The 12,058-nt window shown below is 63.0% G+C and carries 10 protein-coding genes and 1 tRNA gene; 7 read left to right on the top strand and 4 right to left on the bottom strand.

From position 1 onward, the window contains the following. Positions 1-12: 12 nt before the first annotated feature. The 6 genes from fdxH (at position 13) to FSY45_RS00965 (ending at position 6,432) form a co-directional block, all read left to right on the top strand. The gene (fdxH, locus tag FSY45_RS00940; protein ID WP_003079546.1) at positions 13-942 is read left to right on the top strand and encodes a formate dehydrogenase subunit beta; all 930 of its coding nucleotides are present in this window, start codon (positions 13-15) and stop codon (positions 940-942) included. Beyond that, the gene (locus tag FSY45_RS00945; protein ID WP_003066500.1) at positions 939-1,565 is read left to right on the top strand and encodes a formate dehydrogenase subunit gamma; all 627 of its coding nucleotides are present in this window, start codon (positions 939-941) and stop codon (positions 1,563-1,565) included. The genes fdxH and FSY45_RS00945 overlap by 4 nt, the downstream gene beginning before the upstream one ends. A gap of 82 nt (positions 1,566-1,647) precedes the next feature. Then, the gene (gene fdhE / locus FSY45_RS00950; RefSeq protein WP_046462086.1) at positions 1,648-2,613 is read left to right on the top strand and encodes a formate dehydrogenase accessory protein FdhE; all 966 of its coding nucleotides are present in this window, start codon (positions 1,648-1,650) and stop codon (positions 2,611-2,613) included. Between the two features lie 88 nt (positions 2,614-2,701). Further along, positions 2,702-4,141, top strand: coding sequence for an L-seryl-tRNA(Sec) selenium transferase (selA, locus tag FSY45_RS00955; RefSeq protein WP_046462085.1), 1,440 nt, complete (start codon positions 2,702-2,704; stop codon positions 4,139-4,141). Positions 4,142-4,237: 96 nt separating this feature from the next. Then, positions 4,238-6,163, top strand: a complete 1,926-nt coding sequence (gene selB, locus FSY45_RS00960; protein ID WP_046462084.1) for a selenocysteine-specific translation elongation factor — start codon at positions 4,238-4,240, stop codon at positions 6,161-6,163. A gap of 173 nt (positions 6,164-6,336) precedes the next feature. Then, a tRNA-Sec gene (locus tag FSY45_RS00965) sits at positions 6,337-6,432 on the top strand. Positions 6,433-6,449: 17 nt separating this feature from the next. Here FSY45_RS00965 and FSY45_RS00970 read toward each other — a convergent pair. Further along, the gene (locus FSY45_RS00970; protein WP_046462083.1) at positions 6,450-8,138 is read right to left on the bottom strand and encodes a long-chain fatty acid--CoA ligase; all 1,689 of its coding nucleotides are present in this window, start codon (positions 8,136-8,138) and stop codon (positions 6,450-6,452) included. A gap of 182 nt (positions 8,139-8,320) precedes the next feature. Between FSY45_RS00970 and FSY45_RS00975 the strand changes: the two genes are divergently transcribed. Beyond that, positions 8,321-8,833 carry a pyridoxamine 5'-phosphate oxidase gene (locus FSY45_RS00975; RefSeq protein WP_046462082.1) on the top strand — a complete coding sequence of 171 codons (513 nt, stop codon included), beginning with the start codon at positions 8,321-8,323 and terminating at the stop codon, positions 8,831-8,833. On the opposite strand, the gene FSY45_RS00980 is transcribed toward FSY45_RS00975, so the two are convergent. The 3 genes from FSY45_RS00980 to FSY45_RS00990 form a co-directional block, all read right to left on the bottom strand. After that, positions 8,830-9,348 (bottom strand): hypothetical protein, encoded by a 519-nt coding sequence (locus FSY45_RS00980; protein WP_187427514.1) that lies wholly within the window; start codon positions 9,346-9,348, stop codon positions 8,830-8,832. The genes FSY45_RS00975 and FSY45_RS00980 overlap by 4 nt on opposite strands. A 77-nt stretch (positions 9,349-9,425) precedes the next feature. Continuing rightward, positions 9,426-10,826, bottom strand: coding sequence for an MBL fold metallo-hydrolase RNA specificity domain-containing protein (locus tag FSY45_RS00985; RefSeq protein WP_046462132.1), 1,401 nt, complete (start codon positions 10,824-10,826; stop codon positions 9,426-9,428). 271 nt (positions 10,827-11,097) lie between these two features. Further along, complete coding sequence (locus FSY45_RS00990; protein WP_046462080.1) at positions 11,098-11,967, bottom strand: MurR/RpiR family transcriptional regulator; 870 nt, start codon at positions 11,965-11,967, stop codon at positions 11,098-11,100. Positions 11,968-12,058 lie beyond the last annotated feature (91 nt).

A 12,058-nucleotide genomic window follows, 5' to 3' on the forward strand; every position in this document is an offset into this window, starting at 1 on the left:
GGAGCCACGCTGATGTCCTCAACCATGTCTCTCGATATCAAACGCCGTTCGGCCACGACAACCCCCGCACCCAGCGCACGCGGTGCGCACGCAGGGGAAGTCGCCAAGCTGATCGACGTCTCCAAATGCATTGGCTGCAAGGCTTGCCAGACCGCCTGCATGGAGTGGAACGACCTTCGCGACGAAATCGGCACGGTTGCCGCAGGCGTCTACGACAACCCGACGGATCTGACGTCGGAGTCTTGGACCGTGATGCGCTTTGCCGAGTACGAAAACGAAGCCACAGGCAACCTGGAGTGGCTGATCCGCAAGGACGGCTGCATGCACTGCGAAGACCCGGGCTGCCTGAAGGCCTGCCCCTCGCCTGGCGCCATCGTCCAATATGCCAACGGCATCGTGGACTTCCAGCAAGACCAGTGCGTGGGCTGCGGCTACTGCGTCACGGGCTGCCCCTTCAACATTCCGCGCATCTCCAAGAAGGACAACAAGGCGTACAAGTGCACCTTGTGTTCGGATCGCGTGGCTGTTGGCCAGGAGCCCGCCTGCGTCAAGACCTGCCCCACGGGCGCTATCCAGTTTGGCACCAAGGAAGCCATGCAGGAGCAAGCGTCCCGCCGTGTCGTGGACCTCAAGGAACGCGGCTACGAAAAGGCAGGCCTCTACGACCCGCAAGGCGTGGGCGGCACGCACGTGATGTACGTTCTGCATCACGCGGACAAACCTTCGCTGTACAAGGGCCTGCCGGACGATCCGTCCATCAGCCCGATGGTGTCGCTGTGGAAGGGTGTAGCCAAGCCTCTGGCCATGGCCGCACTGGGTGCAGCCGCAATCGGCAGCCTGTTCCACTACATCACCAAGGGACCCAACGACGTGTCCAAGGACCTTGAGGATGAAATGGAACGCAAGGACGCCGAAGCGCTGAACAAGGAGAACGGCAAATGAAACGCAATCCTCGCGACCTCGTGCGCTACAACGCATCGGAGCGCGCCAACCACTGGGTGGTAGGCATTTGCTTCATCTTGCTGGCCCTGTCTGGTCTGGCGTTCTTTCACCCGGCTTTCTTCTGGTTGACCAATCTGTTCGGTGGCGGTCCCTGGACCCGCATCCTGCACCCCTACATCGGGGTTGTCATGGGCGCATTCTTCGTCATCATGGCCTGCCGTTTTGCCAAGCTCAACATCGTTGAGCCGCGCGACATCGAATGGCTCAAGAACGTCAACAAGATGATCGATGGCGACGACCACGACATGCCCGAACAGGGCAAGTACAACGGTGGTCAGAAGCTGTTGTTCTGGGGCCTGGTAATCGGCATGCTGCTGATCGTGATCACCGGCTTTCTGATGTGGCGCGCCTGGTGGACATTGCCGGTCAACGTGGTCCGAGCGGCCTCGGTGGTTCACGCCATCGCTGCCGTGTGGATGATCGGCCTGATCATCATGCACGTGTATGCCGCCATCTGGACTCGTGGCACCATTCGCGCCATGCTTTATGGCACAGTAACGCGAGCCTGGGCCAAGCAACACCACCGCGGCTGGTACCGCAAGATGACGGGTGACAACGACTAAGGTTTTTAGTCCTCTCCCCTAACAACCCAGCCGCCAAGCGTTTATCGGCGCTCGGCGGCTGATTCATTTGGAAACCCTGTCAATGCAACGCATTCTTCAACCCGGTGAAATCGAAGCACTGGATCACACCAGCTTTCCCCGCATCTTGCTGCCCCAGGTAAGCAGTCTGTTCGCCGAACGCGCTGCACGCCTGCGCCAGCTGGCCAACGGCAATCCCATTGCAGACTATCTGCTGTTTGTGGCCCAGATCATGGATGCGCAGCACAAGGCTGCCGCCACCATCGAGATATCTGCGCCCGATGCCGAACTCATGGCGCGTGCTCAGGAGCACTCCATGCCCCTGCTGCCCGCAGTGGACACCATCGATCCCGCCTGGCAAGCCGTACTGGACAATATGCTCGACACGCTGCAGGGTAGCGAAGGCCTGCCTGCACCGCTGCAGCCCCTGCTCAAGGAGCTGCGTGCACTGACTCCCGAGACCCGTGCAGACATTGCCAAAAAGCTGTTGCAAAAGGAAGTCGCCGCCCGCCACGTGGGCATGGCACCCTTCATCATGGCTGCGCTGCAAGTGACCTTTGCCAAGCGCTCGGCCAGGCTCAGTGGCCGCGACGTTCCCTACACCGACCCCGCCAGCATCTGCCCCGTCTGCGCCAGCGAGCCTGTGGCCAGCGTCATCCGCATTGGCGGCAAAGTGGCCGGTCACCGTTACGCTCATTGCGGCACCTGTGCCTGCGAATGGCATATGGTTCGCGTCAAGTGCACGCACTGCGAATCGACCAAGGGCATCCACTACCAGGGCATTGACGGTTCGGGCGAAGAAGTTCTGGCCGAGACATGCGACGAATGCGGCAGCTACCGCAAGATCGTGAATCAGGAAAAGAACCCCATGGTCGAACCTCTCGTCGACGATCTGGCCAGCCTGATGCTGGATCTGCTGATGAGCGAGACCCAGTTCCAGCGCGCCAGCGCCAATCCTCTGTTGTTTGTGGCCGTGGCCGAAGAGCAGCAAGGCGAGGCCGATCACGAACTGGTGGACCCTGCGGCGTAAACCTGCCGGCTCCAACCGCCACCATAATGAAGGCGGCAGGAACTCCTGCCGCCTTTTTCATTTTTTGACGACCCGACACACCTTGGCCATGAGCAATACCGCAGCGACCGCCCCTGAAATTTCGCACCCATCTCAGCTTCCCGCCGTGGACAAGGTCTTGCTCGCGATCGAGATGCAGGTGCTGCGCGAGTCCTACGGCCTCGATGCCTGCACCAAGGCAGTCCGCGATGTGCTGACGGGGTTGCGCCAGCAGCTCCTGGGTTTTGCCGATCAGCCTGGCCAGAGCGTGCAGGCCGACATCGCCAGCATCGTGCAAACTGCGCAGCGCCAGCTTCAGGCCCGGTTTGCGCCACGCCTGCAAGCCGTCTTCAATCTCACCGGCACGGTGCTGCACACCAACCTGGGCCGCGCATTGCTGCCGCAGGCCGCGATCGATGCCGTGGTACAGGCCATGAACTCCCCGGCCAACCTGGAATATGACCTTGAAGACGGCGGTCGCGGCGATCGCGACGATCTGGTCGAGTCGCTGATCTGCGAGCTGACCGGCGCTGAAGCCGCCACCGTTGTCAACAACAACGCCGCAGCCGTGCTGCTGGTGCTGTCCACCATGGCCACGGGCAGGGAAGTCGTGGTCTCGCGCGGCGAGCTGGTGGAAATCGGCGGCGCCTTCCGCATTCCCGATGTCATGACCCGCGCTGGCGCCAGGCTCGTCGAGGTCGGCACCACCAACCGCACGCATGAGAAAGACTATGCAGAGGCCATAGACGAGAACACGGCCGCGCTCATGAAGGTGCACTGCAGCAACTACGCCATCACCGGCTTTACCAAGGCGGTGAGCGACGCCGATGTCGCCCGCATTGCGCACGACAGCAATCTGCCGATGATTGTGGACCTGGGCAGCGGCACGCTGATCGACATGCGCGACTGGGGCCTGCCCTATGAAGTCACGGTGCGCGAGACGGTCGAGTCCGGTGCCGACATCGTCACCTTCAGTGGCGACAAGCTCCTGGGCGGCCCGCAGGCCGGCATCATCGTTGGCAAAAAGGAGCTGATCACCCAGATCAAGAAGAACCCGCTCAAACGCGCGCTGCGTGTGGGCAAGATCACCCTGGCGGCACTGGAGCCCACGCTGCGCCTGTATCTGAACCCTGAAAAGCTCGCCCAGGAGTTGACCACGCTGCGCCTGTTCACGCGCCAGGCCGCCGACATGCAGATCCAGGCCGAGCAGCTGCAGCCTCTGCTGCAGCAGGCACTGGGCCAGGACTATGTGGTGGAGATGGCGGCCATGAACAGCCAGATCGGCAGCGGCGCCCTGCCCGTGGAAAATCTGCCCAGCTTCGGCCTCAGGATTTATCCGGCCAGCGGCAAGCATGCGGGTCGCCAGCTGACCCGGCTCGAAGCGCGCTTTCGCGCCCTGCCCCGGCCCGTGATCGGGCGGCTGCATGACGATGCGTTGTGGCTGGATCTGCGCTGTCTCGAACACCCGGCGCAGGCCCTGTTTGCCGCGCAGCTGCCGCAGCTGGCCTGAGGCAGTCCCATGGCCCCGGCCCCTGGAATTTATACAAAAACACCTTGCATCGCTTGATACACAAGCGCCAGCAGCCAACAAAACTACAAGCACACCATGATCATCGGAACCGCAGGCCATATCGACCACGGCAAAACCACGCTGGTGCGTGCGCTCACGGGCGTGGAAACCGACCGTCTCAAGGAAGAGAAAGCCCGCGGCATCTCCATAGAGCTCGGTTATGCCTACAGCCCGTTGCCCAACGGCGATGTGCTGGGCATCATCGACGTGCCGGGCCACGAGAAATTCGTCCACACCATGGCCGCCGGAGCCGTGGGCATTGACCACGCCCTGCTGGTCGTGGCTGCCGACGACGGCGTGATGCCCCAGACCCTGGAGCATCTGGAAATCCTGCAGCTGCTGGGTGTCAGGCGCGGCAGCGTGGCGCTGACCAAAGTCGATCGCGTGCTGCCACAGCGCATTGCCGACGTGCATCGCGAAATCAACGCCATTCTCGGCGTCACCGCGCTGGCCGACAGCCCCATCTTCGAGACCAATGCCGCAGAACCCGACAATGCCGGCGTAAAGGCCTTGCGCGAGCACCTTCAGGTGCAGGCCCAGATGATGCAGGCACGCCCCCGCGACGGCCTGTTCCGGCTCGCCGTGGACCGCGTCTTCACGCTGTCGGGCCAGGGCACGGTGGTCACGGGCACGGTCTTCAATGGCCAGGTCCGCGTGGGCGACACGCTGGCGCACTCGGCCAGCGGTCGGGCCGTGCGCGTGCGCAGCATTCACGCCCAGAACCAGAGCAGCGACAGCGGCGTCGCCGGCCAGCGCTGTGCACTCAATCTGGCGGGCATAGGCAAGGACGAGATCGAACGCGGCGACTGGATCATGGACCAACGTCTGCTGCAGGCCACGGACCGCCTCGACATTCATCTGCACCAGCTCAGCGAAGCGCCCTTGCTGGCCCAGTGGACGCCCGTCCATGTGCACCTGGGCACCAAGCGCACCACGGGCCATGTGGCCCTGCTGCAGGACGAGGCCATAGAGCCCGGTACCGAGGCTCGGGTGCAGCTGGTGCTCGATGCGCTGGTGTTCGCCCTGCCCGGCGACCGCCTGATTCTGCGCAACGCCCAGGCCAGCCGCACCATCGCCGGTGGCATGGTGCTCGACCCCTATGCCCCGAGCCGCAAGCGCCGCAGCGCAGAGCGCATGGCCTACCTCGACGCCATGGAGCAGCTAATCGCCCGCAACGACTTCAGACCGCTGATCGCACAGGCCCCGCACGGCATTGCGCGTTCGCAGCTGGTGCGTCTGAGCGGCCATGCCTTCCCCGAGGCCAGCCTTGCCGACACCATCCAGTTGCCCATCGCCGGCGGCGATGCCCTGGTGCTTGGCCTGCAGCGCTGGCAGCAGCTGCAGACCCAGCTCATCGACAGCCTGGCGCGCTTTCATGAAAAATCGCCCGACGAGCCCGGCGTCAACGCGGCCAGACTGAGGCGCATGGCCTTGCCCGGCCTGCAGCAAGGCAGCTACGACGCGCTCTATCAGGGCCTGGTCGATGCCCTGCTCAACAGCCAGTTGCTAGCCAGCACCGGCGCCTGGTTGCATTTGCCGCAGCACAGCGTGCAGCTGAGCAGCGCCGAGCAGACGCTGGCCGAAAAACTGCTGCCCGCCATTGCTGCAGGCCGCTATGACCCGCCCTGGGTGCGCGATCTGGCGCGCGACCATGCCGCTGGCGAAGAGCTGGTGCGCCAGCTGCTCAAAAAGCTTTCGCGCCAGGGCCAGCTGTTCCAGGTCGTCAAGGACTTGTTCTATGCACCGGTGCGCATGGATGAACTCGCCGCCCTGGTTGCCGACATCGCCAGCCAGCACGCCAGGGGAGAGGTGGAAGCCAGCGCATTCCGCGACGCCACAGGTCTGGGCCGCAAACGCGCCATCCAGATTCTCGAATTCTTCGACCGCACCGGCTACACGCGCCGCGTGCGCGACGCCCATCTGCTGCGCCCTGACGTGCATTGGAATAGCACGCCACGGTGATCCAGCAAGGAAAGCAGATAGAAATCAGCCCAGGTTCCTTATGCAACCTGCGCAACAAGCTATCAAATCAGAATAACGGGACATGAGGCCGGCTCGTCGTCAAGTGCAGGATTGCTGGCTACAATCGCAGTCCTATCTTCTACAAGAGTGGCAGCTGCCACTCTTGACCCAAAGGAAGGCAATCGTGCCCGGTGGCGCGGCCGGGCTTCAAACCCGGTGGGGGGCGTCAGCCGCTCCCGGGTTGGTTCGACTCCAGCTGCTTTCCGCCACTCCCCCTCTTTGCATTTCAGACCGCGGCTTCCTGCTCCTGCAGCATTCGCCACATCACCTTGCCGCTGCCGCTCTTGGGCAAAGCCGTCACGAATTGCACCCGACGTGGGGCCTTGTAGACTGCCATATTGTCATGGCACCACTGGATGATCTGCTCTGCCGTCGTCGCCTCATGGCCGGCACGCAGCACGACCACAGCCTTGACGGTCTCGCCGCGATAGGCATCCTTGGCGGAGATCACGCAGGCCTCCTGAATCGCGGGATGGCGGAACATCAGCGACTCCACCTCGGCCGGCCACACCTTGAAGCCGCTGGCATTGATCATGCGCTTGAGCCGGTCGGTGATGAAAAAGTAGCCATCCTCATCCACGCGCCCCAGGTCGCCGGTGCGGAAAAAGCGCTTGCCATCAAGCTCCATAAAGCTCTGCTCGGTCGCCTCGGGGCGCTGCCAGTAGCCTTCGAACACCTCGGGGCCGTTGACCACGATCTCGCCCTGCTCTCCTTGGGGCACTTCCTCCAGCGTGTCGGGGCTGATCACGCGCGCGTCGGTACTCATGAAGGGAATGCCCAGGCATTGCTGCTTGGGATGGTCGGGCGGATTGCTGTGCGAAGGTGCGGCGGTTTCGGTCAGGCCATAGCCCTCGCAAAAGCGCAGGCCGTACTGCTCCAGCAGGCGCTGGGCCACGGCCTGGGGCATGGCGGCGCCGCCGCCGCCGATGTATTTGAGGCTGGAGAGATCGAAGGACGCAAAATTGGGGCTGGCCAGCAGATCGATCACCATGGTCGGAATATTGGTCCAGCTCGTGACCTGATAGTGCGAGATCAGGCGCCCTGCCAGTTCACGCTCCCAGCGCGGCATGATGATCAGCGTCGCCCCCATGTAGATGGCACTGTGCAGCACGGAAACCATGCCTGTGATGTGAAACATGGGCACGACGGCGAGCACCACGTTCTCGCTGCTGCCCGTGCCCCACATCGCGCCGGAAACGGCGTTGTGGTTGATGCTGCGGTGCAGGTGCATGCAGCCCTTGGGCTGGCCCGTGGTGCCGCTGGTATAGGGCAGCAATGCCAGGTCGTCACGACCCGCGGTATGCGGCGGCGGCAGCTCGCTGCAGGCCAGTGCCTGCGTCCAGGCATGGACCTGGCCATGGCTCAGGCTTGCGGGTTCGCGCTCGCCGAGCAGCCAGTTGCGCCAGGCTTCGGGCGGTGCATCCGGCCCCTGCACATCGGCATCAAAACCGTCGGTGAATCGGGTGACCAGCAAGTGCTGCAATGCTTCGGACTGCGGCAAGGCATTGCTGGCCTTGGCCAGCTCCGGCGCCAGATCGGCCGTGGTAATGGCCACCTTGGCGCCGGAATCCGTGATGTAGTGCTTGAGCTCCTCCGCCGTATTCATGGGGTTGACTGGCACCACCACCGCATTGGCTCGAAAGATGGCGTAATGCGCCAGCACCAATTGCGAGCTGTTTTGCATCAGCACGATAACGCGGTCGCCTTTTTGCACGCCCAGGCCATGCAGATAGGCGGCCATGCGCTCCGTTCCCTCGCAGAGTTGCCGATAGGTCGTGGTGCGTCCCAGAAACACCAGCGCGGCTTTGTCCGGATAACGCCTGGCATTGATAGCGAGGTTTTCCCAGACACTGGTTGCTGGAACGGTGATGGAATATGGCAGCCGATTGGGCCAAAACTTGTGGTGAGCGGGCATGAGTCAGGCAATCAGAAAAGCGTATACATAGTCCGGGTGGACTAATCAGTCCGCAAGACTAGGCCCGCAACCTCGGCCCGGCATCCGGGATGGCCCCAACAGTCGGTCACGCAGGTGACGGTCGACGCGGCCTGACGCGGCTCAAGCTGGTCCGACCCCGCGCTCTGGCTTACCATGCGCAAATGCCTCATGAATCACGCCTGCAGCAGTCGCTGCGCCAGCTACTCGCCAATCAGCGTACTGCCGCCCTGGCCGTTCAGCCACAGGCCGGTTCATCAGCCCCCGGATATCTCCCCGCCCCAGGCCTGTCGCTGGTGCCCTGGGCCTGGAGTGGCGAATTCAGCTGTCTGATACTGCATGTCAGTGCGCTGGCCAGCCACACACAGGCCATGGAGCAGCATCCTGCCGTCAGCCTGCTGATGAGCAGGCCAGAGTCCGCTGGCGAAGCCGTGCATGCGCTGGAGCGCATCAGCATTCAGGGCGTGGCCTCCACTCCCCCAGGCGACAGCGGCCTGTGGCAAGGCGCCCGTGCCAGCTATCTGGCGCGCTTTCCCGAAGCCGAGCCCATGACGGCGCTGGGAGACTTTCGCTTTGTCTGCATCACGCCGCAAGGCGGCAGGCATGTCGCCGGCTTCGGCGCAGCGCGCGATGTGGACGAGCACGACCTCATCGCCGCACTCAACCCGGCTGCCTAGCCTTTGCTGGCTCGGCCCGACCTGGATTGGCCAGCTTGAGCCTTGAGCACATGCTCGGCAATCAGGCACATGCAGGGCAGCGGCTGGCCCTGCACCAGGGCCTGAACATGGTCCTGCCAGATCTGACCCTGCTGCTCCACGTTTGCGTCCAGAAAGCACTGCAGCATCTGCTGCGGATCTGCACAGGCCTGATATTGGTAGGGATTGCGCCGCAGGCATGCCGCGCGCAGATGCAGGCCCAACGCCTCCCAGGTCACCGCCCTGCCTTGCAGGCGCTGCCACTGATGCAGCAGCTCATGGGCGAAGACGCCTGCCACCACAGGGTGGGCAAGCCGCAGCGGCTTATGCGGGTCCCGGTGCTCAAAAAAGCTGCGCGGCAGATAGATGCGCCCGCCGCCCAGGGACAGCGCGCGCCTGGTATCGCCCAGACGCCGCACATGCAGACGCATGCCGGGAAGCAGCTCATCCAGCGTAGTGCCGAAAAGCCGCTGCACGAATCCGGTCTCGACCGGCATCAGGCTTCGCCGCCAGAACATCATGCAACAGGCCGTGCGCAAGACGGATTCTGCATCTCGGAGACTCCCGGCACGCTCTAGAACTCGAAGACCTGAGCCGGCTGCGGAACCTGCACCGTGAAATGCAGGCGCTCGTGCAGCAGCGTGGCCAAGGCCTGGGAGGCATGCGGCTCCCCATGCACCACAAAGGTCTGCTGCGGCGGGCGAGTGAACGCGGCCGCCCAGTCCAGCAGGGCCTGCTGGTCGGCATGGGCCGAAAAGCCACCCAGGGTATGGATGCCCGCGCGGACCTCGACTTCATCGCCGAGCAGGCGCACCTGCCTGGCACCGTCGACCAACCTGCGGCCCAGCGAACCTTCGGCCTGAAAGCCGCAGATCACCACCGCACACTCGGGCCTGGGCAGATTGTTCTTCAGATGATGCAGCACCCGTCCCGCATCGCACATGCCGCTGGCCGAGATGATGACCGCACCGCTCTTGATGCGGTTGAGCTTGATGGAGTCCTCCACATCGCTGATGAAATGAATGTGCGGCGACTCCTTGAGTCTCCTGACGCTGCCCAGCAACTGCCTGGCCTCCTCGTCGAACACGCCGAAGTGCCGCAGCGTGATGTCCGTGGCCGCCACCGCCATCGGCGAATCCACAAATATCTCTACCGGCGGCAGGCGCTGCTGCTGGATCAGCTGCAGAAAGTGATAGAGCAGCTCCTGCGTGCGCCCCACGGCAAATGCCGGGATGACCACATTGCCATGAGGAGCCGTGCGCGTGACCACATCGACCAGCTCCTCCAGGGTATCGCCCGTGCTCCTGTGCTGCCGGTCGCCATAGGTGGACTCGATGAGCAGCAGATCGGCCTCCAGGATCGGCGTGGGATCGCGCAGAATCACCCGCCCCGGCTGGCCCAGATCGCCGCTGGCCACCAGCTTGCGCGTGCCGCCATGGCCATCTGCCAGCCATAGCTCCACAATGGCCGAGCCCAGAATATGCCCGGCATCCTGAAAACGTACCGTCACCGCAGGACGGGGTTCGAAGCTGTGGCCATAAGGCATGGCCTGGACCTGCTCCAGCGTGCTCGCCACATGGGCCAGCGAATACAGAGGAGCCGTCGGCTCGCGCTCGTGCCCCCGGCCTTCACGCCGGCGCCGCGCCGCCCGTTCGGCATCCATCATCTGGATATGGGCGCTGTCCTTGAGCAAGACCTCGAGCAAGTCCTTGGTGGCCAGCGTGGCATAAATAGGGCCCTTGAAGCCCTGGGCCACGAGCTTGGGCAGCAGGCCGCTGTGATCGATGTGCGCGTGGGTCAGAACGACGAAATCCAGACCTGCGGCATCAAAGGCAAAGGCTTGCTGATTGTGCTCGTCAGCCTCGCGACCGCCCTGGGCCATGCCGCAGTCGATCAGAAATCGGCAGCCATGCGCCTCGACCAGAAAACAGGACCCCGTAACCGACTGCGCCGCACCGTGAAAAGTGATGTTCATGAAGCACCCATTGACGATCCACATGGATCGTCAATGAATCTAGCACCACTGGCGCCTGCGTTTCCAGAGCCTCAAGTCTTGCCTTGACGCCCATCAAATCAACCGAAACCATAGCGACCACGTGCGGGCTGCGTCGATTGCTCGCACCAACGGCTCGCTGCCGTCTCCGGCTTTTCCAATACATGCCCTCCTGAGCTGCTGCGCCATTGGAGATGGAGTGCCCTGCCGCGTCACTCTGCTACGAGCTAGGTGCCCTGCGCCCTCGGCGGTACTAGCTGCCTCGGCTACGGCCCCCGGCATCCACATAGGCACCTGACTCAAAAAGATGCGCCTCAGCACTCTCAATGCGGTCGATGACCGGCTTGCCCGCGCGGCTGACCAGGAGTTCCAGCAGCGACTCTGTCAACGCCATCCCCGAGGTAATCGATGGAAAAAATGAAGGACTCTGAGTCGAGAAAAGCAGCGTCACATCCGCCAAAAGCGACAGTGGCGAGGCATCGCTATCGGTGATGGCAATCACTTTGCAACCAGCACGTTTGCCTGCTTCCACCACCTGCAGCACCTCCCGGGAATAGGGCGCGAAGCTGATGACCAGGAGTGCATCCTCCTCGGTCATGGATCGAGTCTGCATCTCCAGAGAGCCGCCCTGGCCGTCTATGAGATGCACGGAATTTCTGAAAAGCCGATACACATAGACGAAAGAAAACGCGATGGGAAAGCAGGCACGAAACCCCGCTACATGAACATTGGGCGCCGCTTCCAACAAGACGGCCGCATCGTTGAGCCCGCTCCTGCTATGACGCTCCGTGGCCTCAAGGTTCGCCTTGTGAACCTGAAATATCTCGCCCGCCAGACCTTGCTCACTGGCGCGCTCCAGCAAAGAGCGGGCCCTGTCGCCATAGGCTTCCCGGCCCAAGCCCATCTCCTGCGCAATCGCCTGCTTGAGTTCCGGCCAGCCGGCAAATCCTAGCTGCTGAGCAAATCGCACCAGCGTCGCCGGACGTGCGTCCGCGCTGATTCCCACGGTGCGCATCGAACTTATGACCACTTCATTGGGATGGTCCAGCACGTATTTCGCAATCCGCTGCAGAGCGGGACTCAGTGAGTTGAAGCGGCCTCGCAGCTCGTCTTTGACTGTCATTGTTGAAGACTCAATCGAAAGCGGTCCTCGCCAGACAGCTGACTCGAACGCTGATGGAACAAATGTTCCCAAAGCATACAACTCAGCAAAA

Origin of the sequence: Comamonas sp. Z1 (genome assembly GCF_008121555.1) — a bacterium.
In the GTDB taxonomy this organism is placed as follows: Bacteria; Pseudomonadota; Gammaproteobacteria; order Burkholderiales; family Burkholderiaceae_C; genus Comamonas; species Comamonas thiooxydans.